Origin of the sequence: Halomonas sp. 5021, from assembly GCF_036663435.1 — a bacterium.
In the GTDB taxonomy this organism is placed as follows: Bacteria; Pseudomonadota; Gammaproteobacteria; order Pseudomonadales; family Halomonadaceae; genus Vreelandella; species Vreelandella janggokensis.
This window is the reverse complement of sequence record NZ_JAXOVU010000007.1, coordinates 89,756-113,857: the sequence shown is the minus strand read 5'-3', so window position 1 is coordinate 113,857 and position 24,102 is coordinate 89,756. Positions and strand designations below refer to the sequence as shown.

Here is a 24,102-nt window from a genome sequence, read left to right as displayed (position 1 = left end):
ACTAGTCAATCACGACGAGGACACTATGGCAGACGCCCCACACTTGGTGGTATTCACAGGTTCAGGTATCAGCGTCGAGAGTGGAATAAAAACCTTCCGCGCCAGCGACGGCCTGTGGGAAGAGCATCCAGTAGAGGAGGTGGCGACGCCGGAAGGTTGGCGGCATGACCCCGAGCGGGTGCTGGGGTTTTATAATCAGCGCCGGGAACAGATTCGCCGCGCCAAACCGAATGCTGCCCATAAAGCGCTGGCGGTGCTTGAGCAGGAGGGCTTCAAGGTCAGCGTGATTACCCAAAACATTGATGATCTCCACGAGCGCGCGGGGTCGCGCCATGTATTGCACCTGCATGGAGAAATCCTGAAGGCGCGGTCCTCGGTGGATCCACGGCTGCGTTATCCGCTGCCCAAAGGTGGCATTGAGCTGGGCGATATCTGCGACAAGGGCAGCCAGTTACGCCCGGACGTTGTCTGGTTTGGCGAATCGGTACCGCTGTTTGAAGATGCCTGCGAGATCGCAAGCCAAGCGGATTTTTTCCTGGTAGTGGGCACATCGCTTGCCGTGATGCCTGCCGCGTCGCTGCTGTCCTACATCGAGCTGGAGACGCCCTGCGCGCTGGTCGACCCCGATGCAGATGCGTTAACCCCGCCGGGCGTGCTGGCGATTAACACCACCGCCGGTGAAGGTGTGCCCGCGCTGGTCAACCAGTGGCGCAAGCAGGGCAATCTAATGTTGCCCTGAGCTTTCCAAAAACCACGCCTTCATGACGTCGGTGACCTGTACCATCTCCTTTTCAGAGGTAATGTAGGCGGGCATGGTGTAAAGCCAGCGGCCGATGGGGCGCAACCAGACGCCGCGTTCGCGGGCGAAGCCTGCAACGCCTTTCAGTGCTTCAGCGGAGTGGGCTTCGATCACCGCCGTGGCGCCGAGGACCCGGACGTCGGCCACCGCTGGATGCGCGTTGAGCGCGGGGTCTTCCAGCAGCTCGCGGCGCAGTAATTGGTTGAGCGTGGCGATCTTGCCAAGGTAATCCTCTTCCTCGAATACCCGCAGGCTTTCCAGCGCCACGCGACAGGCCAGCGGGTTGCCCATGAACGTCGGTCCGTGCATAAAGGCGTGGTGCTCGCTGTCGCCGATAAAGGCGTCGTGCACACGGTTTGTAGCAAGCGTAGCGGCGTGGCCCAGGTAACCGCCGGTCAAGCCTTTGGAGAGCACCATGATGTCCGGCGTGATGTCTGCGTGGTCAGCGGCGAACAGCTTGCCGGTGCGGCCGAAGCCAGTGGCCACTTCGTCAAAGATCAGCAGTACCCCAAATTCATCACATAGCGCCCGCGCGCCGCGCAGGTAGTCCGGCGAGGTCATATTGAGCCCGCCAGCGGCTTGCAACAGCGGCTCCATCAGCAGCGCGGCGATCTCATCATGGTGGCGTTCAAGCACCTCACGCAGGGCGCTCAGGTCGTGTTCTACCTGCTCGGGAGTGGCGTCATAAGGGGCGGTGGGCGCCGGGGCAAAATAGTGCCGGGGTAGCAGCCCTGTAAACAGCCCGTGCATGCCTTCTTCCGGGTCGCATACCGCCATGCAGCCAGTGGTATCGCCATGATAAGCCTTCATCAGCGAGAGCATTCTGCGCTTGCCGGGATTGCCGGTGAGTACCTGGTACTGCAAGGCCATTTTCATCGCCACTTCCATGCCCACCGAGCCACTGTCGGAGTAGAACACATGGTCAAGGCCGGTGGGCGTAATGCGTACCAGCTCGCGGGCCAGGCGGTCGGCGGGCTCATGGGTGAGGCCACCGAGCATCACGTGGCAAAGCTCACCGGCCTGCTCGCGGATGGCCGCCACCAGGCGCGGGTGGCCGTAGCCGTGAATCATGCACCACCAGGAACAGGTGGCATCCAGCAAGCGTTCACCGCTCTCAAGTACAAAGTGAGCGCCGTCACCGCCCACCACTTTGGGCGCAGGCGATTGATGCTTGAGATCCGCATAGGGATGCCAGACAGGCGAGGTCATAGGGTCTCCAGTGTGGGTAACGGCGGCAGGGAAAGGTAGGGCTTTGCAGCTTCAGGCGAAGGCGCTTCGAGATACGGGATAACACCCAGGCAGGGGGCCGGTAAGGTTCGCTTGAGCACGTCAAGGTTGTCAGCAAAGCGGGCCGACTCAGCGGCAAAGTCCGGGTCGACCACGCTGCCCACCCAGCCCGCAAGCGTTAGCCCGTCGGCGGCAATGGCTTCGGCGCTGAGTCTGGCATGGTTGAGGCAGCCCAGCTTCAGGCCGACCACAAGAATCACCGGCAGGTGCATGGCATGGGGAAGATCGCAAATATCCTCGCGGTCGTTGAGCGGTACCCGCCAACCGCCCGCGCCCTCGATCAGGGTCAGGTCCCGCGGCGTTTGTGCAAGGGTGGTGCCAAGTGTCGCCACCATATTGCTGACTTTAAGCACTTGCCCCGCCTCGCTGGCGGCTAAGTGCGGCGCAATGGCGGGCTCAAAGGCCCAGGGGTTGACCGTTGCATAACTCACCGGCGGCATGCTTTGCACCTGCAGTGCCAGGGCATCACTGTTGCGCAGCCCCTCGGGCGTGACACGACTGCCCGAGGCGATCGGCTTCAAGCCCAGCGTGGTGAGTCCCTGAGCACTGGCCGTTGCTAGCAGTGTGCTGGTCACCAGCGTTTTGCCGGCATCGGTGTCGGTGCCGGTAACGAAGAATACGCTCATAGCGGTTTTTCCAATTGCAGGGTAAAACACTGGTAGCTCACCGGCAGGCCTGGGGGCTCACGGAGCGTTTCAAAACGCTCGCGGGCTGCCTTCAATTCGCGACGGGTCAGCCGGGCGTTGGGCCTTGAGACCTGCGCGCCGACGCCCTTGATGGAGGCCATCACGGCGTTCAGGTCAGGGTAGTGGAAAGTGCGTCGCTCGACATGCTGATGAATGGGCGTCAGGCCGCTGTGATCAATGGCGCGCGCCAGTTCATTCCGGTCGGGCGTCTGCAATAGCGCCTCCGGGCGCTGCCAGGCATGGGCGACTTCGGCCAGCGTCCCGGGCAGTAGTGTCGTGAGATGTGCCTGGCCCCCGGGGGCAAGCACCCGGTGGAGATCGTTCATCACCGCGCCGATATCGCGACACCACTGAATTGCCAGGTTGGAAAACACCAGGTCAAACGTTTCGGCGGCAAAGGGGAGCGACTCGGCGTTGCCCAACTGCCAACGAATATGGTTGCCGAAGCGGGCCTGGGCTTCGGCGAGCATGCCGGGCGCAATATCCAGCCCGGTAATGCGAGCATTGGGGTAGCGCACGGCAAGCCGCTGGGTCCAGTAACCGGTGCCGCAGCCCATATCCAAAAGTCTCAGCCCAGCGGTATCAGGTAAGGTGGACCAGAGCGTTTCGCCGATATGTCGCTGGGCGTTGGCCAGCGCGTCGTAGCGAGGGGCTGCGCGGGAAAACGCATGCGCGACGCTGGCTTGCCAGTTGGTTGGGGGCGGTGAAGTGGCAGTCGTGCTCATGGTCGCTCCTTGACGGCAAGCATCGCCTTTGCTGCCAGTGATTCAGCCAACTGGGCAGGCTGGGAAAGCATGGGGCAATGCCCGGCATGGGCAAGTATTGATGCCTTTTCGCGGGCCAGGCTGCCGACCAGTGGGTCGTTCTCACCGATCAGGCGCATGACCGGGCAAGGAGCTTGATGTAAACCTTGGGCATTATCGAGAGTGGCAAGCCAGTCAAGCCCCTGGGCGAGCACGCGGTGGTTCGCGTCGGGGAGATCACCCAGTAGCCCGCGCAGCTGTTGATGGGCCTGGCGGGCGTTGGGCTCGCCTCGCGCTTGCCAGCGTAAAAAGTGTCGCCAGGTGGCATTGGGGTCACGGGCAAAGGCGCGACGAAAACTGGCAAGTTCTGATGGAGTAACGCCATCATCGCTATAAAACCGCTCGCTTGCGCCGAGCAATATGAGGCCCCGCGGCGGCGGGAGGTGATCAAGCAGCGCTGCCGCCAATAGCCCACCCAGTGACCAGCCGACCCAAATGGCGTCGCTGGGCAATTGCTTGGCCATGGTGCTGGCCAACTGATCCAGCGTGGCGTTGTCGGGAAGGGCAGGCGTATCGCCGTAGCCCGGCCAGTCAATGGCGAGGGCTTCAATAGGCGCAGGCCAATAGCCCTCAAGCGTCTGCCAGATGCGCCGGTCCACCCCCCAACCCGATAACAACACTAAGCGTGACAAGTAGCCTCCGCACGCTGGCAGGCGTTTAAACCTTCCAGCAAACGATCAATGTCGCGGCGGCCATGGCGGGCGCTAAGTGTGATACGTAGACGCGCCTCACCGTTGGGCACCGTGGGAGGGCGAATCGCGCCGACCTGTAAGCCATGTTTGGCAAGCGTTGCCGCCCAGCCGAGGGTACGATCTTCGCTGCCCAGCAGCAGTGGCTGAATCGGGGTTGTCGATGTGCTCAGCGGCAGCCCAAGTTGCAACGCCCCGCGGCGGAAGTAGGCGATGTTGGCGTTGAGGTGGTCGCGGTGTTCGGGTTCACCCTGAACGATCTCCAGTGCTTTAAGCGTCGCGGCGGCAATGCTGGGTGGCTGGGCGGTGGTGTACACATAGCTGCGGGCAAACTGGGTGATATGCTCGATCAGCGCGGCATCCCCGGCGACAAAGGCACCGGCGGTGCCGAGCGCTTTGCCCAGGGTGCCGACCAGGACAGGTACATCAGCGCTGCCCCAACGAGTGCCCACACAACCGCTGCCATTATCGCCCAGCACGCCGATACCATGGGCATCGTCGATCATCAGCCAGGCGCGGTGTCGCTGGCTCACCTGGGCCAGCGTGGCAATATCCGCCCCATCGCCATCCATGCTGAACACGCCGTCGCTGACCACAAGCTTATGCGAGCACTGACTGCGATCCATCAGGCGGTTCAGGTCGTTGGCGTCGCGGTGATGAAAACGCCGAGAACGGGCGCCGCTGAGTGTGGCACCATCCAGGAGAGAGGCATGGTTGAGACGGTCCTGAAATATTGCCGTGTCGGCGTTGGCTAACGCCTGCAAAACGCCAAGGTTGGCCATATAGCCAGTGGAAAATAGCAGGGCGCGCTGCCGGCCCGTCCAGCGTGCCAAAGCGTTCTCCAGGGCCTCGTGAATCTCCAGATGGCCGCTGACCAGATGCGATGCGCCGGCGCCGGATCCGAATCGGCGCGCGCCTTCCGCCTGGGCCTCGCTGACGCGAGGGTCCTGGGCCAGGCCCAGGTAGTCGTTACCGGCAAAGTCGAGCGTACCCGCTGCCACGACTCCTCTGGTCCGCCAGCGTTGGGTCTGCTGGCGGCTCAAGCGGGCCTGGGCTAAACGCTGATGCCACGCGTCAGACACTGGCATCGACCGCCAGCTCGGCCACGCGCTCTGCGCGGGCGTGTTGCTCGGCCTGCTGTGCCAGGCGTTGAGCGTGAGTCGCGTCATCTTCGCAGGTTTCCCGGCGCTCCGGATGAAGGCCGAGCTTGTCGAAGAGCGCACGGTCGATTTCGGCTTGAGGGTTGCCGGTGGTCAGCAATGTGTCGCCGTAGAAGATCGAGTTGGCACCCGCCAGGAACGCCAGCGCTTGGGTCGATTCGCTCATTTGCTCGCGACCGGCAGAGAGACGCACGTGGCTTTGGGGCATCATGATGCGCGCCACGGCAATAGCACGGATAAACTCGATAGGATCCAGATCCTCAACGTTTTCCAGCGGCGTGCCGGGCACCTTGACCAGCATGTTAATGGGGACAGACTCGGGGTGCGGGGACAGCCTGGCCAACTGCTGCAACAGGGCGCTACGATCCTGGGCGTCTTCACCCATGCCGAGAATACCGCCGGAGCAGACTTTCATGCCCGCCTCGCGCACGGTGGCCAGGGTATCCAGCCGGTCGCCAAAGGTGCGGGTGGTGATGATCTCGCCGTAATAGTCGGGCGAGGTGTCCAGATTATGGTTGTAGTAATCGAGCCCCGCCGTAGCCAGGCGGCTAGCCTGATCACTATCGACCATGCCCAGTGTCATGCAGGTTTCCAGGCCCAGGGCTTTGACCTGGCGGACCATCTCTTCCACCAGCACCAGATCCTTATCCCGCGGGCTTCGCCACGCCGCGCCCATGCAGAAACGACTGGCGCCCGCTTCTTTGGCCGCCTTGGCCTGTTCGACCACTTTTTCAACTTCCAGCAGCTTCTCTTTTTCCAACTGGGTATTGTAGTGGCCGGACTGGGGGCAGTACTTGCAATCTTCCGGGCAGGCGCCGGTCTTGATCGACAGCAGGGTCGAAATCTGCACCGCATTGGCGTCGAAATGCGCGCGATGCACCTGCTGGGCTCGGAACAGCAGGTCATTGAAGGGCAGCGCAAACAGCGCGTTGATCTCGTCCAGCGTCCAGTCGTGGCGGGCGGCGTCAGTCGGGGTATTGGCGGCAGTGGCGGTCACGGGTAAACCTATATTCTTTTGAAAGTTGACGAGACTTTATCGGCGACCCGGCTCAGGTGTCAACTAAGAAGAATATCCAGGTTTACAGCGGCGAGCATAGGGGGAGGGATCCAGCTGAGAGGGGTTCGTTTTGCGTGGGGACCTGCTTTATACTCGGCGCCCCTTGCCAATCGTGGGAGCGCAGATGTCAGTCTCTGAGTCCGGTACGCACAATGCTGATGCCGTCAGCCCAAACGTCGAGAGAGATCCGGCGACGGGGCATCCGCGTCCGCCCAGGCGGGAATTCAAGGCGCGGGGCAGCTTTGTCAGACGCTGTGAGGGCTGTAACCTGCCTGAGCTCAATTGCCTCTGCCCCTATCAGGTCAAGGCCGAAAGCCATGCCCAGGTGTGGTTGCTGACCCATCCTCTGGAGCACTATAAGCCAACCAACACGGGTCGCCTGATCGGCGACGTGCTGTCGCAAACCAAGGTGTTTACCTGGTATCGCACGGCGCCCGATGAGCAGTTGATGGCGCTGCTGGACGACCCGCGCTACGCGCCCTTTGTAATATTTCCCGATGATCAGCCCGACTATGCTGACCGCGTGGTGTCGTTGGCGGCGGTGAGTGACGCAAGGCAAAGCGGCAAGATTCCGGTGTATATACTGCTGGACGGCACCTGGCGCCAGGCACGGCGAATTTTCCGAAAAAGCCCCTACCTTGATGCGTTGCCAGTGCTGCCGCTGCGCACCGAGCGGGAGACCCGCTACCGTCTGCGCAAGCCTGCCTCCAAAGCGCATCTTTGCACCGCCGAAGTGGCTATCGAGCTGCTGCGGCAGGGTGGAGACACCTCCGCTGCGGAGGTGCTGGATGATTACTTTGAGGTGTTCAACGATAGCTATGCGGCGAGCCGGTCGTATCACAAGATCGACCCGCCGACGGCGGCGATGCAGCGCTTAGCAGCCTGTCGGACTTAACACTGATCTACTGCGAATCCATGCTTCTCGCGACGGTCGGTCAAGCCCGACAGGCTGCTAGCCGCCAAACAGCGTACCGGCGATTCTGAAACCGGCTACCCAGGTACCCACCGCTGAACCGAGCGTGGCGAGAATAAATACCAGCAGCGTGCGCGACACACGGTTTTTCCACCAGCCTTTCAGGTTCACCACATCGTTGCGCAGGGTGGCAAAGTCGCGCACCTTGGGCTTGCGCATGTAAAGCTCGACCCCGGCGGCCACAAACCCGGCGCCAATCGTCGGGTTTAGCGACGTCAGCGGTGCGGCAAAGAAGGTGGCGATCACGGTGACCGGGTGGGCTAGAGCGGCGATGGTGGCGCCGGCAGATAAAACCCCGTTGATCAAAAACCATTCGGTGACAAGCTGCCAGCCCAGGTCGGTGTTGCGCGAGAAGCCAATGGCAAAACCGACCAATACCAGAGCGGTAATCAGCCAGGGAACCAGTTTCCAAATTTTAGACGGCGGCGGGGTGGCCTCCAGGGTGGCGATTTCTTCGCCAGGGTTGGCGGGCAGCGGCGCTTCAAGATGCTCGACGGTGCCCTTCAAATGACCGGCGCCCAGCACCACCAGCACGTTTCGGTAACCCCCTGAAGGCGTTTCTTCGGCAAGGCGCAGCGCCATATAGCGGTCGCGCTCGCGGATCAGCGGGTTATAAAGCGCTTCCGACTGGGCGGCAAATTCGCTGAACGTGGCTTCGAGCATATCGCCTTCCTTGAGCTTCTCGATATCTTCCTTCGAGACGTCTTCCCGCGATAGCACGCTGCCGATCAAGCCGGTAAACAGCGAGAAGCGCTGCCACCAGGGCACATTGCGGTAAATGCGCCTGAGCGTGATACCGACGTCACGGTCGACCAGCAGCAACGGTAGCTGTTTTGCCTTGCATGCCTCGACGGCGGCTCTCATTTCAGCCCCGGGCTGAATGCCCGATTGGTCGGCAATACGTTGTTGAAACGCCCCCAGAGCGAGGCTGGCGGCGACCATGCCGGCCTTGCCTTGCTTGAATACCTGGAAGAGGTCCTGCTCTCCCATGGCGTCAGGGTTCGCCATGCTGTGGTGTCGGGCATCGCACAGCTCAATGGCAACGGCGTCAAAGCGGCCGGTGTCAATCAACTGGCGCACGTCGTTGGCGCTCTCTTCCGAGACGTGCGCGGTGCCTAGCAGCGTGTAGCGGGTATCGCCCACCGTAATCACGTTTATCGGGCCGCTGGTCGCGGGCAGTGCGTCGCTGTCGGGCACTGTTGATGTAACGTCTTCCTGGGTCATGACAACGTCTCGATTCAATAAATAAGCAGGCAGCGGTGGTGGGTTAGCGCCGCCAGAAGGCAGGCGTAAACAGTACCAGCACGGTGAAAATTTCCAAACGGCCCAGCAGCATGGCAAACACCAGAATCCATTTCGCGATACCGGGCATATCGCCATAGTGGCTGCTGGCTTCGCCAAGTGCCGGTCCCAGATTGTTCAAGGCAGAGCCCACGGTTGACCAGGCGGTGACCTGATCCACCCCTGTGGCCATGACGCCTACCAGCATCAAGAAAAACAGCAGCACATAGACCGAGAAAAAGCCCCACACCGCCTGGGCGATACTGTCGGGCACGCTGACTTTACCGACTTTAACGGCAATGACGGCGTTGGGATGGATCAAGCGCATGACCTCGCGCATGCCCTGCTTCATGATCAGAATGATGCGGATGACCTTCATCCCGCCTGCGGTGGAGCCGGAGCAGCCCCCCACAAAAGCCGCCACAAACAGCAGGAAAGGCAGGGCGCCCGGCCAGCCCGAGAAATCAGCCACGGCAAACCCGGCGGTGGTGGCAACGGAGACGACCTCAAACAGCGCATGGCGTAGCACGTCGATATCGCTGTAGGTGTTACTCAGCCATAGGGTGGTTACGGTAATGGTGGTCAGCCCGGCAAGAAACAGCATCAGAAACCGGGCTTCCGGATCCTGGAAGTAGTGTGTCAGGCGTTTTTCGCGCCAGGCGATAAAGTGCAGGCTGAAGCTGAACGCCGAAATCAGCATAAAGCCCACGCTGATCATTTCGATCGCGGCGCTGTCAAAATAGCCGATACTGGCGTCGTGGGTGGAAAAGCCGCCAATGGCTACCGTCGAAAAACTGTGCCCCAGCGCATCGAACCAGTTCATGCCAGCCGCCATATAGGCCAGCATGCAAGCCACCGTCAACGTGGCGTAGATATACCACAGCGCCTTGGCAGTTTCGGTGATGCGCGGGGTCAGCTTGGAATCTTTCAAAGGGCCGGGTATTTCCGTGCGGTAAAGCGCCATGCCGCCAACGCCAAGTGTGGGCAGAATCGCCACGGCCAAAACCACGATCCCCATGCCGCCCAGCCATTGGAGCTGCTGGCGGTAGTAGAGAATCGATTCGGGCAGAAAGTCGATTCCCGTTATGACCGTCGCGCCCGTGGTGGTCAGCCCCGAAAAAGACTCGAAGACCGCATCGGTCAAACCGAGCGCCTCATCGCCAAACAGCATCAAGGGCAGCGAGCCGAACAGGGCCAGCACGGTCCAGAACATGGCGGCGATAATGAAGCCGTCGCGCACGCGCAGCTCTTTTTGTGCGCGACGGTTGGGTAAGTAGAAACACAGCCCCGTCGCCACGGTAATGGCCATGGCCATCATAAAGGCGTCCCAAACGCCGTCGCGAAACCACACGGAAATCAGCATGGGGGGGAGCATGGTGAGGCTGAAGAGCATCAACAGCAGCCCCAGGATTCGTAGAATAACCCTCAGGCTCATGGCTGTTCTAGGCTCCCCTGGTCAATAAGTTGCGCGCCGAATTTAAGCATCAGAAGAACGTCAGCCCTACCTGGAACAAGCGCTCCACGTCGCGAATGCGCCGCTTGTCGATAACGAACAGAATCACGTGGTCGCCGCTTTCGATGACGATGTGATCATGGGCGATCATGACCTCCTTGCCGCGCACGATCGCCCCGATGGTGGTGCCCTCGGGCAGGTCGATCTCGCGAATCGTGCGGCCGACCACCTTGGACGACTGCTTGTCGCCGTGGGCGATGGCCTCGATGGCCTCCGCCGCGCCCCGGCGTAGCGAGTGGACGTTGACGATATCGCCGCGCCGCACATGGGTCAGTAGGCTGCCGATCGTTGCCTGTTGAGGGGAAATGGCAATGTCGATCTCGCCGCCCTGGACCAGATCGACATAGGCGGCGTTGTTGATCAGCGTCAGCACCTTTTTGGCGCCCATCCGCTTGGCCAGTAGCGACGACATGATATTGACTTCATCGTCGTTGGTCAGCGCGCAGAAAATATCGCAGTCTTCGATGTTCTCTTCTTCCAGCAGCCGCTTGCTGGTGGCGCTGCCGTGGAGCACCACGGTGCGGTCGAGCCGCTCGGAGAGCGTGGTGCACCGCTCCAGACTATGTTCGATAATCTTGACCTGGTGGCTGTGCTCCAGGTGCTCTGCCAGGCGCTCGCCGATATTGCCGCCCCCGGCGATCATCACCCGGCGAAAATCCCGTTCGACGCGGCGCAACTCGCTCATTACCGCGCGGATATCGCGCCGGGCGGCGAGGAAGAAGACCTCGTCGTCGGCTTCGATGACGGTATCGCCACGGGGAATGATCGGTCGATTGCGGCGGTAGATCGCTGCCACCCGGGTATCCACATTGGGCATGTGGCGGCGTAGAAAAGCCAGGTCCTGACCCACCAGCGGGCCGCCGTAGAACGCCTTGACGGCCACCAGTTGTACAAGCCCACCCGCGAATTCCAACACTTGCAGCGCGCCGGGGTGTTCGATCAGACGGCGCACGTGGTCGGTGACCACCTGCTCGGGGCTGATCAGCACGTCGATGGGAATCGCTTCGTGGGCGAACAGCCCTTTGCGGGTCAGGTAGGCCGTCGCGCGCACCCGGGCGATTTTTGTCGGGGTACGGAACAGGGTATGCGCCACCTGGCAGGCGATCATGTTGATCTCATCGCTGCTGGTCACGGCAATCAGCATGTCGGCGTCTTCACAGCCTGCCTGACGCAGTACAATGGGGTAGGAACCCGCGCCGGTCACCGTGCGAATATCGAGCTTGGTATGCAGCTCGCGCAGCTTTTTGGCATCGGTATCGATGACGGTGATGTCGTTTTCCTCACGGGCAAGGTGCTCCGCGAGGGTGCCGCCGACCTGGCCGGCGCCGAGAATGATGATTTTCATTGCTGAGCATCGGTTCCGTTTAGAGCGCCAGCGATGCCTCGTTAATTGCGCGAGGCGGCCTATCGTGCGCTGCAATAAAGACGGCGGCCAGTGTAAACCAGCCGCCGCCGAAAAGCAGGTGGGGATTATTCCAGGGTAAAGCCAACCTTGATCGTGACCTGCCAGTGTGCGACCCGGCCATCTTCGATGTGGCCGCGGGTGTCGGTCACTTCCAGCCAGCGCATATGCTTGACGGTTTCAGACGCCTTGGCGAGCGCGCTCTGCACGGCGTCTTCAATTCCTTTTTCGGAAGAACCGGTTAGCTCAATGTGCTTATAGGTGTGATGACTCATGGTATCTCCATCCGTGTCATGAATTCACTGCCTGTCATTACGGAAAATGCGTTAGGCAGCCTGCTTCTCTAGTCTGGCATAAAAAAAGCCGTCGTGACTGCTCACTTCGGGGAACAATTGGCGCCCCTGGCCGCTGGGCATGCCCCAGGCGACATCGTCCGGCGTGGTGACGACAGCATCGGGTGTCCGGGCAAGAAATGCCTCGATTTGATCGGCATTTTCCTCTGGCAGCACCGAGCAGGTCGCGTACAGTAGTGTGCCGCCGGGGCGCAACATCGCCCAAAGATTATCCAGCAGCTGGCGCTGCAGAGTGGCGAGCTTGCCAATGTCGTCGGGGCGTCGCAGCTTCTTGATATCCGGGTGGCGGCGAATGACCCCGGTGCCGGAGCAGGGCGCGTCCAGGAGGATGGCGTCATACGGCGTGCCGTTCCACCAGTCGCGCTGGGTGGCATCGGCGTGCTGCAGGTCGGCGGTCAGGCCCAGCCGGCTCAGGCTGTCGTCAACCCGCCCCAGGCGCTGGTTGTCGCTATCGATGGCGGTGAGCGCGATATCGAACTGCTCCAGCAGATGGGCGGTCTTGCCGCCGGGCGCGCAGCAGGCGTCCAGCACCTGTGCGCCCGGGCGTGGCGCAAGCGCCGGGCCGAGCAGCGCCGCGCTCAGTTGGGCGGCCTCATCCTGGACGCTGACCAAGCCACGCTCGAAACCGGGCAGCGTGGCAACATCGCAGGGCTGCTCAAGGGTGATGCCATCCGGCGCGTGAACGCAGAGCTGGCCGCCCAGGCCGGTTTCAGTGAGCAGCGACAGGTAGGTTTCGCGATCCTGATGGCGCTGGTTCACGCGCAGCGTCATGGGGCCGGGCTGGTTATTGGCCTCGGCGATGGCCTGCCACTGCTCCGGCCATGCCTGACGCAGTGTTTTCAACAGCCAGGCGGGATGCTCGAGGGCGACGTGGGCATCGCGGTCGACCGTCGCCTCTAGGTCGGCGGCTTCACGCTGCAAGCGACGCAGACAGCCGTTGAGTACCCGGGTTGCCCAGTCCTTGCCGAGCAACCGCGCGGCGCCAGCGGTTTCACCCACGGCGGCATGGGCCGGAATGCGCATATACAGCAGCTGGTAGATGCCGATCAGTAGTAAGGCCTGAACATCGCTGTCGCGCTTTTTGAACGGCTGCTTAAGCAGTTGACCGGCCAATGCTTCCAGGCGCGGCAAACGCCGACAGGTGCCGTAGCAAAGCTCTTTGAGTAGGCTGCGATCCCGGGCGATCACGCTATGTTCATCCAGCCCCGCGAGGGATCCCTTGTCGGTGAGCACCGGTACGAGCCCCTTGGCGGCGGCGGCGCGTACTTCCAGGCCGCTGCCTTCTTTGGGTGCGCGAGGCTGATTCATGACGGTGCTCCTTCTTGCGGGCTGGGCCCCAGGCGCGTGCCCGGGATAAGGCGTGTCTGGCGGGCGTGGAGCAACTCGCGGGCTGGCAGCGCCTTACCCCCGGGAAGTTGGGCGCGGCTGACGCAAAGCACCTGGCGACCTTCGGCGCCACAGGCGATTCGCAAGTGATCCTCGTCGTGTTCGAGCAACATGCCGGGGGGGGTTGGCGACTGTTCACCGGGCTCGGCACTTGCCTTCAGCAGGCGCAAGCGGTCGTCGCCCAGGGCGCACCAGGCAACCGGCCAGGGGTTGAAGGCGTGAATGGTGCGTACCAGCTGTTCGGCAGACTGGCTGAAATCCAGCTCGGCCTCGGCCTTGGTGAGCTTGGCGGCGTAGGTGACGCCGTCTTCTGGTTGGGGCGACGCTGTAATTCGCCCTGTGTCCAGCTCGTCCAGCACCTGAACCAGCGCATTGGCTCCTTGAAGGGCCAGCCGGTCGTGCAGGTCGCCGCCAGTGGTCTGGTCGGTGATCGGCGTACGCACCTCAAGCAGCATGTCGCCGGTATCCAGGCCGGCATCCATTTGCATGATGGTCACGCCGGAAACGCTGTCACCGGCTTCAATGGCGCGCTGGATCGGCGCCGCGCCGCGCCAGCGGGGTAGCAGCGAGGCGTGAACGTTAAGGCAGCCCAGTCGAGGCATATCCAGCACGGCCTGGGGTAACAGCAACCCGTAAGCCACCACGACCATCACGTCGGCGTTCAGCGCTGCCAGGGTCGCCTGGGCATCGGCTCCTTTCAGGCTTTCAGGCTGGTGGACCGGCAGTTCATGCTCAAGTGCCAGGCGTTTGACAGGGCTTGGGGTGAGCTTGCGTCCGCGCCCGGCGGGACGGTCGGGCTGGGTATAGGCGGCGACCACCTGATGCTGGCTTTCCAGCAGGGCGGCCAGGCTTGAGGCAGCGAATTCCGGGGTACCCGCAAAAACAACGCGCAATGATGACATGGACACAGGGACCTGGCGGCAAAAGTAAACGTGACAGTAATCTTGGACAACAAGACGCGGTCAGGCGTCCTGCATCTGCTTGTGGCGCTTTTCCATTTTCTTGCGAATCCGGTCACGCTTGAGGGGCGACAGATAGTCGACAAACAACACACCCTCCAGGTGGTCGTACTCATGCTGAATACAGTGCGCCAGTAGGCCGTCGGCTTCAAGCGTGTAGGGCTCGCCGTTGCGATCCAGCGCTTTCAACTCCACGTTCAGGTAACGCGGCACTTCAGCGTAGTGCTCCGGAATCGACAGACAGCCTTCCGACAGCGGCTCTTTTTCGTCGCCGATGGGGGTATAGCTGGGATTGATAAGAACCAGCGGCTGGGAGTTGTCGTCGCTGACATCCATGACCACCACGCGGCGGTGAACGTCCACCTGGGTTGCGGCAAGGCCGATCCCCTTGGCGTCGTACATGGTTTCCAGCATGTCATCGACGAGCTTGCGCACTTCATCATCGACGCTTTGAACTGCTTTGGCCTTGGTGCGCAGGCGCTCGTCAGGGAATTCGAGAATGGCGAGTTTGGCCATGGCGTTGCTTCCACCGTTGTGCTGAACTGAGTAATCGCTTGAGCAGTGCGTCAATGGGGTCGCATGCCCAAGTGCTTTATTTATGAACTGAGTACTTTATGATCGACCACTATATCATGCTGTCAATGCTCCGGGCATGCCTGCCCGGTGGCGCAGCGCGAATCACCGTCGTAATCGCAGGTAAAGACAGGGGGCAGGATGGGGGCTGGACAACGCAGGCGATATGGCGTGGGCTGTTGGTTCATCGGGACGCTGTCGCTGTTGATGTCACTTGATGTTGGCGCCTGGGAGCGCGTTCGCGATTCGGCGCCCGAGCGCTATACGGTGGTAGAGGGCGACACCCTGTGGGACATTGCTGGCCGGTTCTTGCATGCGCCCTGGCAATGGCCGGATCTTTGGCAAACCAATCCTGCTATCCGCAATCCACACCTTATTTATCCCGGCGATGTGCTTACCCTGAGCGATTGCCAGGGCGCTCCGTGTCTTTCTCTTTCCCGGGGGCAACGGGTAGTCAAACTATCGCCCAAAATGCGCGCCGTGCCTCGACGCGAAGCGATACTCCCCATCGATGCGAGTACTATCCGGCCGTTCCTGCGTGATCATCGTATCAAAGAGGGTGACCCCGCCGATAACGCCATGGCTTATGTCGTGGCCGGTAACCAGGGACGTTTGATCAGCGGGGCGGGTGATTCGCTGTATGTGCGCGGGCAGGTACCCAGTCAAGCGGAGGTAGGTATTTATCGGCCTGCCGACACTTACGTGGCTAACGATGGCAAGGTGTTGGGTACCGAGCTGATCAAGATTGGCGAGGCCCGCTACCTGCGCGCCGATGCGGATGTCGCCCAGTTGAGAGTGCTGAGCGCCGCACAGGAAATACGCAACAACGACCTTGTCTTGCCGCTGGAAACCTCGCCACTGAATGACGACATGGTGCCCCGTGCACCGCGCAATGCGTTATCCGGGACATTGATCGGCGTACCGGGCGGGGTGCGCTTTATCGGCCGTCTGCAGGTGGTGACGATCGACTTAGGCACGCTGGATGGCGTCCAGGCCGGGCATGTCTTCCAGATTGCCGAGCAGGGTGAGGTCGTCAATGATCCACGTAGCCAGGAGCCGCTTAGGTTACCTGACGAGGCCGCCGGCACCTTGATCGTCTTCAACCCCTATGATCACGTGAGCTATGCGCTGGTGATGGAGGCCTCCCGAGTGCTGGAGGTTGGTGATCTTGTAAGGACGCCGCCGCGCTAGATCAGTTGGGTCAATCGTCGATAGGTGGAATGAGGAGAGGTAATGGATACCAGGGAATGGTTAGTGGTCAATGCACTGCCGGGGGTGGGGGCCCAACGAATCGCTGAGCTGGTGGCCCAACAACCGCAATGGCCACAAGGGTGGCTGGCGGGTTTGCCCAGCAAGGCAGCCAGTGCGCTTCGATTGTGGTGTGAGCACCCCACAAAAAGCCCCCTGCAACGTGAGGTCGAGACGAGTCTGACCTGGCAGTCCAGTGCGCCAGGGCGCACGCTTTTGCACCGCGACCACCCCGCATGGCCAAGGCTACTCAATCAAATACCTGATCCGCCAGCCGTCCTCTGGGCGCAGGGCGACCTGGGCGCCCTTGAGCGACCGACACTTGCCATGGTGGGCACGCGTCGGCCGACATCGGAAGGCACGTATAATGCGCAAACTTTCGCTCGGGAATTGGCCGAGCGAGGTTGGAGTATCGTCAGCGGAATGGCCTTAGGGATTGACGGGGTGGCCCAGCAAGCTGCCCTGGACGCGGGCGGTAGCAGCGTAGCGGTATTGGGCTGCGGGATTGATGTGATTTATCCCGCCCGCCATCGCGCGCTGTATCAACAGCTCACCGATTCGCCGGGAGGACTGGTGCTGGCTGAACATCCGCCGGGCACCAGGGCCCACCCGGCTTTTTTTCCGCGCCGTAACCGTATCGTGACAGGTTTATCGCTGGGTACGCTGGTGGTCGAAGCGGCCGAGAAAAGCGGCTCGCTGGTCAGCGCCCGCCTGGCCATGGAGCAGGGCCGCGATGTGTTTGCCCTGCCCAGTTCGTTGCACAATCAGCAGGCACGTGGCTGCCTGCAGTTGTTGCGCCAGGGGGCGGCAATGGCCTGCGACCCCGAGGATATCGTCAGCGAGCTGCAGCATTGGGCGAGCGAGTTTCTGCCCGCCCCAGGGGTAGGTATCGCTGCCCATCGGTCTGCGACTGAATCCGCAGTCGAACCGCTGCCCGATGCGCTGCTCGGCTTGCTGAGCGCCTCCCCCACGCCCATCGACGCGCTGGTTCAACAAAGCGGCAGCTCGGTGAGTGACTGCCAGCAGCGTCTGCTGATGCTGGAAATCGAGGGCTGGGTCGCATCCCGGGCGGGTGGTTGGGTGCGTTTACCCCGGCCATGATAAGATAATGTTTCCTTTACCATAACGGGTGGAGACTTCATGACGACAGCGGCTGAACTGGATAAAGCCGTTCGCGCATTGCGCAACGGTGGCGTTATTGCCTGCCCAACGGAAGCGGTGTGGGGATTAAGCTGTGATCCTGACAACGACGAAGCGCTGGCTCAGTTAATGCGCTTAAAGGCCCGCGATCCAGCCAAGGGCGTGATTCTGGTGGCGGCATCGATTGGCCAGTTTCAGCCGTGGCTCACACAGTTGCCGCTGGCCCTGCATGCGCCATTGATTGCCAGTTGGCCGGGGCCGAACACCTGGCTGGTGCCGGATAACGGACGCAGTCACGGTCTGGTCCGCGGTGCGCACAGTAAAGTGGCGCTGCGGGTCACTGACCACCCGCTGATGCAGGCGCTTTGCGACGCCTTTGGTGGCCCGCTGGTATCGACCTCTGCCAACGTGGCCGGCGATCCCCCGGCGACCAATGCAGATGACGTCAGGGCGGTGTTTGGCGACCAGTTGGCGGCGATCATCGACGGCGAGCTAGGCGGTAACGAACGGCCCAGCAAGATCCGGGATCTCGTCAGTGGCAGCGTGATACGCAGTTAATCGATCATCAGGAGACGACGTGGCGCACGAACATCTGGATACCGTCAAGAACTACCTGCTGGATCTGCAGGAACGTCTTTGCGAGGGGCTGGCAAGCGCCGACGGACAGGCAAACTTCAAGCAGGATGAATGGGACCGTGAAGAAGGCGGCGGTGGCCGCTCGCGGGTAATCGAAAATGGCGGCGTGTTTGAAAAAGGTGGCGTCAATTTCTCGCATGTTTTCGGCACCCAGTTGCCGCCCTCGGCCACAGCCGCACGACCGGAACTTGCCGGGCGCAGTTTTCACGCGGTCGGGGTTTCCTGGGTGCTGCATCCGGAAAATCCCCATGTGCCCACCAGCCACGGCAACGTACGATTCTTTATCGCCGAAAAAGAGGGCGAGCCGCCGGTCTGGTGGTTTGGTGGCGGCTATGACTTAACGCCGTTCTACCCGGTGTTTGACGATGTAGTGCACTGGCACAAGGTGGCCAGCGCGGCCTGCGCACCGTTTGGGGACGACGTTTACGCGCGCTACAAGGCCTGGTGCGATGAGTACTTCTATCTCAAGCACCGAGAGGAAACCCGAGGCGTGGGTGGCTTGTTCTTTGATGATCTCAACGACGGCAGCTTTGAAGACTGCTTTGCTTTTCAACGTGCCGTCGGCGACAGCTTTCTGGACGCCTACCTGCCGATTGTCGAACGTCGTCGTGGCGATGCCTGGAACGAGCAGCAGCGTCAATTCCAGCTTTATCGCCGTGGACGCTATGTCGAGTTCAACCTGGTATGGGATAGAGGGACGCTGTTTGGCCTGCAAAGCGGGGGGCGCACCGAGTCCATTCTGATGTCGATGCCACCCTTGGCCCGCTGGGAATATGCGTTCACCCCGGAGAACGACAGCCCCGAGGCGAAGCTCAATGAGTATCTTGTGCCCCGCGACTGGCTCGACGAAGCCACCGCAACGCGTGGCGAGGAGGTTCTATGACCGATCGTTACGCCGTCTTTGGCAATCCCATTGGCCACTCCAAATCTCCCATGATTCACGACGACTTTGCCGATCAAACAGGGCAGGACATCGACTATACCGCCATGGAGCCGCCGATAGGCGAGCTGGCGGCGGCGTGGCAGGCGTTTTGCGCCGAGGGTGGACGAGGTGCCAATGTGACCGTGCCGTTCAAGGCGGATGCTTTCGCGCTCTGCGATACGCTGAGCCATCGTGCCCGTCGGGCAGGGGCAGTGAATACGCTGATTCTGGGCGGTAATGGCCGCACCTACGGGGATACCACCGATGGCGTTGGCCTGGTACGTGATCTGGCTTATCACCGCGTGGCGCTAGCGGGAAAGCGTGTCTTGATAGTCGGCGCAGGCGGCGCCGTGCGCGGTATTCTGGAGCCCCTGCTCGGTGAGCAGCCCACTGAAATGGTCGTGGTCAATCGCACGGCAGAAAAAGCCCGGCAACTGGCCGATGATTTTGCCGACTTGGGGCCGATCAAGGGCGGTGGTTTCGACGCTCTGGAAGGCAAATTTGACGTGGTCATCAATGGTACCAGCGCCAGCCTTTCGGGCGACTTGCCGCCGCTACCCGACGAGCTGTTTGCCAATGGCGCCTGGGCCTATGACATGATGTACGGTGTCGAGCCGACGGTGTTTTTAAAGTGGGCCGGGCCCCGAGGGGCGAAACTCCTGGACGGACTGGGCATGCTGGTCGAGCAGGCGGCAGAAGCGTTTTACCTCTGGCGCAATCAGCGCCCTGATACAGCGCCGGTTCGGGCGCGGCTGCGTCAGTCACTGAACTACGAATAGCTGAACTGTGCTAGCTGGATATAGCTAAGGAGCGACTTTTCGGGGTCACCCGAGGGCCGTAACCCTGATGAACCGCCGCTGCCGAGAGGCAGCGGCGGTTGTTTATTATGGGCGTGGACAGTTGGGCGTGCGGCCGTTGTTGCGCGCCTGTTCAAAGGTGGCCATGGCATCGCTCATGTTCGCTTGCAGCCCTTCAATCCGCTGCCCTTGGCTGGGGTGGGTCGACATCCAGGCCGGCGGTGCGCCGCCGCCCGATGCCTGCTGCATGTTTTGCCAAAGGGCGACGCTCTCGCGGGGATCAAACCCGGCCCGGGCCATCAGCTCCAGACCAATGGTATCCGCTTCGCTTTCGTGGCGCCGCGAGAAGGGCAGCATAATGCCGTATTGCGCCCCCATGCCGAGAACGCCCATCAGCTGCTCACCACCTGCGCCTTCCAGGCCGGAAGCGCTGGAAATGACGGAAAGCCCCAGTTGGGTCGCGCTTTGGGTCGATGCCCGCTCATTGGAGTGCTTGGCGAGCACGTGGCCGATTTCGTGGGCGACCACTGACGCCACCTGGTCCTGATTGGTGGCGATATCCAGCATGCCGGTATGTAAGCCCATATAGCCGCCGGGTAGCGCAAAGGCGTTAGGCTCTTCAGCCTCGAAGACACGGATTTGCCAGTCCATCTGCTGCTGGTCCTGAGGGAGTTCCGCGACAATGGCATTGGCAATGCATTGCGCGTAGCGCTGGCTTGCCTGACCGGCACTGGGCAATTCCTGCTGATACTGGTTAAAGGCCTGGCTACCCATGTTGTTGAGTTCCTCGTCGGATAACAACAACAGCTGTGAGCGCCCGGTAGGCGATGTCGAACAGGCCGCAACAGCAAGACACAGGGCCGTAATGGCGAGAGGGCGAAACCAGCGCATGGTGTATTTCCTTTTGTGAAAGTGAATTCCTTGCCCCAAGATAACGGCTGTACAGGGTAAATCAATCCTCATGCGAATAATTCACCAAGAGAGTCGTTATGGATGCCGAATTAAGCCAGCGCTTAACCCACTTACTCGATCGACTGGACCATTGGTTACCACCCGCAGCCGAACCGGTTAATTGGCAGACGGAAGTCGCCGCGCTGTGGCAGCGTCACCCGCTGGGCGGGCGTCTGGTGGCGGTGCCGCCAAGGGATGCGCTAGCGCTTGACGACCTGCTGGGCATTGAACGGCAAAAGCAGGCGCTGGTGGATAATACCCGGGCGTTCTTACAAGGCTTGCCCGCCAACCACGCGCTATTGTGGGGAGCGCGAGGCAGCGGGAAATCGTCGGTGGTGCGCGCGCTGCTTAACGCACTGGCAGGCGAGGGGCTACGCCTGGTTCAGATTGACCGCCATGAACTTGCCAGCCTGCCGGTACTGGTCGAACAGTTGCGTCATCAGCCACAACGCTTCGTCGTTTACTGCGATGACCTCTCTTTTGAGGGCAACGACGATGCCTACAAGGCGCTCAAGAGCGTGCTCGATGGTGCGTTGACCGGCCCGCCGGATAACGTATTGCTGTATGCCACCTCGAACCGTCGTCATTTGCTGCCCGAGTCGATGGACGACAACAGCGGCTCGCAGCTGGTCGGTGAGGAGTTGCACCATGGCGATGCGGTGGAGGAGAAAATCTCGCTGTCGGACCGCTTTGGGCTATGGCTGAGCTTTCATCCCTTTAACCAGGCAACCTACCTGGACCTGTGCGCCCATTGGGTCTCGCGGGTGAGCGACGAGAACGTCAGTTGGGATGATGAGGCGCGCGCCGAAGCGCTGCGCTTTGCAACCCTGCGCGGTGGGCGCAGCGGACGCACCGCCTGGCAGTTTGCGGCCCACTGGGTAGGCCGCAAGGGATTGCACGACAAGGCTTAGCCGTTTAACGGCGGCTTTTACGTGCCTCTTTGGTGCGGTTGAGCTCACGCTTTTTGGCTTTCTCTTTGTCGCTGGCGCCTGCCATGTGGTCAAAGGGATTGTCGCCGGAGCGAAACTCGAAACGCATGGGCGTGCCGCGCACCTTCAACACCTTGCGGAAGGTATTGGTCAGGTAGCGGCGGTAGGCGTCGGGCAGGGAGGCCGTCTGATTGCCATGCACGACGATGATCGGCGGATTGCTGCCGCCTTGGTGGGCCATGCGCAGCTTGATGCGTCGCCCATGGATCATCGGCGGCGGATGCTGGCTGACAGCATCCTGAAGCAGCGTGGTCAGGCGGTTGGTGGACCAGTGGGCGTTGGCGGCATTGAAAGCGCGGTCAATCGACGGGTAAAGGTCGCCTACCGCCGTACCGTGCAGCGCTGAAATAAAGTGCATCTCCGCGTAGTCGGCAAAGCCCAGGCGACGCTTGATTTCGTTACGCATCTTATCCTTGGCTTCGCTTTCCAGTCCGTCCCATTTATTGACCGCCAACACCAGGGCCCGGCCGGAGGTAAGAACGTAATCGAGCAGGTGCAGGTCCTGCTCGACCAGTCCACTGCGTGCATCCAGCACCATCACCGCGACATGGCATTCTTTAATGGCGTCCAGGGTCTTGATGATGGAAAACTTTTCGGCCACTTCACTGACGTTCTTGCGTCGCCGGACCCCGGCGGTATCAATCAGCACATAAGGTTTACCGCGGCGTTCGAAAGGGATTTCAATGGCGTCACGCGTGGTGCCCGCCTCATCGAAGACGACCACACGTTCCTCACCCAGCAGGCGGTTGACCAGCGTCGATTTGCCCACATTGGGCCGCCCGATCACGCCGATACGAATGCCCTTGGTGCCGGTGTCGGCGGGTATGTCGGCATCGCGCTCGGGAAAGGGCTCGAGCACCGTATCCATCAGGGTCGAGACGTTGCGGCCGTGAGCCGCCGCAATCGGCCATGGGTCACCCAGGCCAAGCGACCAGAAATCGCCCATGGCAGAGTGTTCTTCCAACCCATCGGTCTTGTTGACCACCAGCCAGGTTTTCTTCTGGTTGACCCGCAGGTGGTTGGCAATGGCCTCGTCGGCCATGTTCAAGCCTGCCCGCGCATCGACCATGAACAGCACGATATCCGCTTCGTCGATGGCGGCCAGCGATTGCTCCGCCATGGCCGCATCGATGCCTTGTTCGTCGCCGCTGATGCCGCCGGTGTCGATCACGGTATAGGCTTTATTGCCCAGCATGCCGTTGCCATACTTGCGATCGCGGGTCAGGCCGGGAAAGTCGGCGACCAACGCATCCCGCGAGCGGGTAAGGCGGTTAAACAGCGTCGACTTGCCCACGTTCGGGCGGCCAACTAGCGCAATCACAGGTGTCATGGAGAGACTTCCAGCGTTTCAAAATGTCCGTCATTGGCCAGCACGTGGATCACGTCGCCTTCAGTGACCGCCGGGACGCTAATGCCCGAGCTGTCGACTTCGGTGCGACCCACCAGCTCTCCTTCGCGGGCGTCGATCAGGTGCACATAGCCTTCAAAATCGCCTACCACCACACGCCCGTCGGCGAAGGTGGGGGCCGTCAGCCAGCGATCTTCCAGGGCGTCGTTGCGCCACACTTCCTGGCCATTAGTGCTGTCAATGGCGACCAAGTGACTATCGTCGGTGACCACAAACAGCAGGTCACCCACCAGCAAGGGCGAGTGGCGGCTGGAGAGTTCGCGCTCCCATAGGACATTGCCGCGCGTCGCATCCAGTGCCACCAGTTGGCCGTTATAACTGGTCACGAACAGGCGACCTTCCCGGCTGAGAATCGGCTGGCCCGCAAGGTCGACAAGGCGCTCGACTTCGCTACGACCTTGAGGCGTGGCAATCTGCATATCCCATAGTGGCTGCCCATTGCGATTATCAATAGTCGTCAAACGGCCGTTGGCCAGGCCGACAAAGCTGACCGGCTCGATCACCAGAGGCGTGCCGGTGCCACGCAGGGTCAGTGACGGCAGTGAACTGGAAAATACCCAGCGTTCGTCACCGCTTGCGCGGTCAAGTGCGGTCACCTGGCCGTCGATGCTTTGTACGACCAGCAACTCCGGGTTGGCCTGGGGGGCTGCCAGCACTTCGCTGGAGACCCGCGCGCGCCAGTTAACACTGCCGTCGCTTTGGTCCAGGGAAATGACTTCGCCGTTACGTGTGCCCAGATAGACCTGACCGGCAATCGCGGTCAAGGCACTGGAGATGGGCGTGTCCAGGTCGACTTCCCAGCGTTCCTCGCCGTCGTTGGCGGAAAACGACATCACCACGCCTTGCGCGTCGGCGGCGAAGACGTTATCGCCTTCGCGCGCTGGCGCAATGGGGTAGTGCGCCCGTCCCAGGCCGTCGCCTACGTCGTGTTGCCAAAGCGTCTCAAGGGTTGAACTTGCTTCGAAGCTTTTAAGCTCTTTGGGCGTGTATGTAGGTTCGCTTTTGCTCGCGCAGCCAGCCAATAGAGCCAGTGCAGCGGCGCCCAGGGCCGCACGCATGATGGGAGTTGGAAGCGTGCGTTTCGAAAACG

General features: G+C 61.4%; 24 protein-coding genes. 8 read left to right on the top strand and 16 right to left on the bottom strand.

Features of this window, described 5'->3' with window-relative positions; all coding sequences use genetic code 11:
• Positions 1 to 25 precede the first annotated feature (25 nt).
• The gene (locus tag R3F64_RS12675) at positions 26 to 739 is read left to right on the top strand and encodes an SIR2 family NAD-dependent protein deacylase (RefSeq protein ID WP_085918403.1); all 714 of its coding nucleotides are present in this window, start codon (positions 26 to 28) and stop codon (positions 737 to 739) included.
• Here R3F64_RS12675 and bioA read toward each other — a convergent pair.
• From bioA to bioB, 6 genes are read right to left on the bottom strand one after another with little or no spacing between them, the layout of a single operon-like run.
• Entirely contained in the window at positions 725 to 2,008 is a 1,284-nt protein-coding gene (gene bioA, locus R3F64_RS12670) for an adenosylmethionine--8-amino-7-oxononanoate transaminase (protein WP_332611797.1), read from the bottom strand. The genes R3F64_RS12675 and bioA overlap by 15 nt on opposite strands.
• On the bottom strand, positions 2,005 to 2,712 hold the full coding sequence (gene bioD, locus R3F64_RS12665; RefSeq protein ID WP_332611795.1) for a dethiobiotin synthase: 708 nt from the start codon (positions 2,710 to 2,712) through the stop codon (positions 2,005 to 2,007). Before bioD ends, bioA begins: the two co-directional genes overlap by 4 nt.
• Positions 2,709 to 3,497 (bottom strand): methyltransferase domain-containing protein, encoded by a 789-nt coding sequence (locus tag R3F64_RS12660; RefSeq protein ID WP_332611793.1) that lies wholly within the window; start codon positions 3,495 to 3,497, stop codon positions 2,709 to 2,711. The genes bioD and R3F64_RS12660 overlap by 4 nt, the downstream gene beginning before the upstream one ends.
• Positions 3,494 to 4,207 carry an alpha/beta fold hydrolase gene (locus R3F64_RS12655; RefSeq protein ID WP_332611791.1) on the bottom strand — a complete coding sequence of 238 codons (714 nt, stop codon included), beginning with the start codon at positions 4,205 to 4,207 and terminating at the stop codon, positions 3,494 to 3,496. Before R3F64_RS12655 ends, R3F64_RS12660 begins: the two co-directional genes overlap by 4 nt.
• Positions 4,195 to 5,352, bottom strand: a complete 1,158-nt coding sequence (gene bioF / locus R3F64_RS12650; RefSeq protein WP_332611789.1) for an 8-amino-7-oxononanoate synthase — start codon at positions 5,350 to 5,352, stop codon at positions 4,195 to 4,197. Before bioF ends, R3F64_RS12655 begins: the two co-directional genes overlap by 13 nt.
• Positions 5,339 to 6,421 (bottom strand): biotin synthase BioB, encoded by a 1,083-nt coding sequence (gene bioB, locus R3F64_RS12645; RefSeq protein WP_085918409.1) that lies wholly within the window; start codon positions 6,419 to 6,421, stop codon positions 5,339 to 5,341. The genes bioF and bioB overlap by 14 nt, the downstream gene beginning before the upstream one ends.
• Positions 6,422 to 6,605: 184 nt before the next feature.
• Here bioB and R3F64_RS12640 point away from each other — a divergent pair, with 184 nt between their 5' ends.
• Entirely contained in the window at positions 6,606 to 7,376 is a 771-nt protein-coding gene (locus tag R3F64_RS12640) for a tRNA-uridine aminocarboxypropyltransferase (RefSeq protein ID WP_264824537.1), read from the top strand.
• A gap of 57 nt (positions 7,377 to 7,433) precedes the next feature.
• On the opposite strand, the gene R3F64_RS12635 is transcribed toward R3F64_RS12640, so the two are convergent.
• The 7 genes from R3F64_RS12635 to def all read right to left on the bottom strand — a co-directional run bounded on the left by R3F64_RS12635 (position 7,434) and on the right by def (position 14,864).
• A complete protein-coding gene (locus R3F64_RS12635) occupies positions 7,434 to 8,678 on the bottom strand; it encodes a TraB/GumN family protein (RefSeq protein WP_332611785.1) in 1,245 nt (414 codons plus the stop codon).
• Between the two features lie 43 nt (positions 8,679 to 8,721).
• Positions 8,722 to 10,170 carry a TrkH family potassium uptake protein gene (locus R3F64_RS12630; protein ID WP_199284634.1) on the bottom strand — a complete coding sequence of 483 codons (1,449 nt, stop codon included), beginning with the start codon at positions 10,168 to 10,170 and terminating at the stop codon, positions 8,722 to 8,724.
• A 49-nt stretch (positions 10,171 to 10,219) separates the two neighbouring features.
• Positions 10,220 to 11,593: a Trk system potassium transporter TrkA gene (gene trkA, locus R3F64_RS12625; protein ID WP_332611783.1), complete on the bottom strand. Its 1,374-nt coding sequence runs from the start codon at positions 11,591 to 11,593 to the stop codon at positions 10,220 to 10,222.
• 125 nt (positions 11,594 to 11,718) lie between these two features.
• Entirely contained in the window at positions 11,719 to 11,925 is a 207-nt protein-coding gene (locus R3F64_RS12620; RefSeq protein ID WP_085918414.1) for a dodecin, read from the bottom strand.
• 51 nt (positions 11,926 to 11,976) lie between these two features.
• The gene (gene rsmB / locus R3F64_RS12615; RefSeq protein ID WP_199284635.1) at positions 11,977 to 13,311 is read right to left on the bottom strand and encodes a 16S rRNA (cytosine(967)-C(5))-methyltransferase RsmB; all 1,335 of its coding nucleotides are present in this window, start codon (positions 13,309 to 13,311) and stop codon (positions 11,977 to 11,979) included.
• Positions 13,308 to 14,291 (bottom strand): methionyl-tRNA formyltransferase, encoded by a 984-nt coding sequence (gene fmt / locus R3F64_RS12610; protein ID WP_199284636.1) that lies wholly within the window; start codon positions 14,289 to 14,291, stop codon positions 13,308 to 13,310. Before fmt ends, rsmB begins: the two co-directional genes overlap by 4 nt.
• A 60-nt stretch (positions 14,292 to 14,351) precedes the next feature.
• The gene (gene def, locus R3F64_RS12605) at positions 14,352 to 14,864 is read right to left on the bottom strand and encodes a peptide deformylase (RefSeq protein WP_085918417.1); all 513 of its coding nucleotides are present in this window, start codon (positions 14,862 to 14,864) and stop codon (positions 14,352 to 14,354) included.
• A gap of 198 nt (positions 14,865 to 15,062) precedes the next feature.
• On the opposite strand from def, the gene R3F64_RS12600 reads away from it, so the two are divergent.
• The 5 genes from R3F64_RS12600 to aroE are packed head-to-tail and all read left to right on the top strand — an operon-like array spanning position 15,063 to position 19,646.
• Positions 15,063 to 16,112 (top strand): LysM peptidoglycan-binding domain-containing protein, encoded by a 1,050-nt coding sequence (locus R3F64_RS12600; protein ID WP_442908828.1) that lies wholly within the window; start codon positions 15,063 to 15,065, stop codon positions 16,110 to 16,112.
• 42 nt (positions 16,113 to 16,154) lie between these two features.
• Positions 16,155 to 17,270 carry a DNA-processing protein DprA gene (dprA, locus tag R3F64_RS12595; RefSeq protein WP_332611776.1) on the top strand — a complete coding sequence of 372 codons (1,116 nt, stop codon included), beginning with the start codon at positions 16,155 to 16,157 and terminating at the stop codon, positions 17,268 to 17,270.
• Positions 17,271 to 17,309: 39 nt separating this feature from the next.
• The gene (locus R3F64_RS12590; RefSeq protein WP_085918420.1) at positions 17,310 to 17,867 is read left to right on the top strand and encodes an L-threonylcarbamoyladenylate synthase; all 558 of its coding nucleotides are present in this window, start codon (positions 17,310 to 17,312) and stop codon (positions 17,865 to 17,867) included.
• A gap of 19 nt (positions 17,868 to 17,886) precedes the next feature.
• Positions 17,887 to 18,828, top strand: coding sequence for an oxygen-dependent coproporphyrinogen oxidase (gene hemF / locus R3F64_RS12585; RefSeq protein ID WP_085918421.1), 942 nt, complete (start codon positions 17,887 to 17,889; stop codon positions 18,826 to 18,828).
• Entirely contained in the window at positions 18,825 to 19,646 is an 822-nt protein-coding gene (aroE, locus tag R3F64_RS12580; RefSeq protein WP_332611772.1) for a shikimate dehydrogenase, read from the top strand. Before hemF ends, aroE begins: the two co-directional genes overlap by 4 nt.
• A 105-nt stretch (positions 19,647 to 19,751) precedes the next feature.
• On the opposite strand, the gene R3F64_RS12575 is transcribed toward aroE, so the two are convergent.
• Positions 19,752 to 20,555 (bottom strand): M48 family metallopeptidase, encoded by an 804-nt coding sequence (locus R3F64_RS12575; protein ID WP_332611770.1) that lies wholly within the window; start codon positions 20,553 to 20,555, stop codon positions 19,752 to 19,754.
• A 98-nt stretch (positions 20,556 to 20,653) separates the two neighbouring features.
• Here R3F64_RS12575 and R3F64_RS12570 point away from each other — a divergent pair, with 98 nt between their 5' ends.
• Entirely contained in the window at positions 20,654 to 21,526 is an 873-nt protein-coding gene (locus tag R3F64_RS12570) for an ATP-binding protein (protein WP_085918424.1), read from the top strand.
• Positions 21,527 to 21,530: 4 nt separating this feature from the next.
• Here R3F64_RS12570 and der read toward each other — a convergent pair whose 3' ends face one another.
• Both der and bamB read right to left on the bottom strand, forming a co-directional pair.
• On the bottom strand, positions 21,531 to 22,934 hold the full coding sequence (der, locus tag R3F64_RS12565; RefSeq protein WP_085918425.1) for a ribosome biogenesis GTPase Der: 1,404 nt from the start codon (positions 22,932 to 22,934) through the stop codon (positions 21,531 to 21,533).
• On the bottom strand, positions 22,931 to 24,070 hold the full coding sequence (gene bamB, locus R3F64_RS12560) for an outer membrane protein assembly factor BamB (RefSeq protein ID WP_332611877.1): 1,140 nt from the start codon (positions 24,068 to 24,070) through the stop codon (positions 22,931 to 22,933). The genes der and bamB overlap by 4 nt, the downstream gene beginning before the upstream one ends.
• Positions 24,071 to 24,102: the final 32 nt, after the last annotated feature.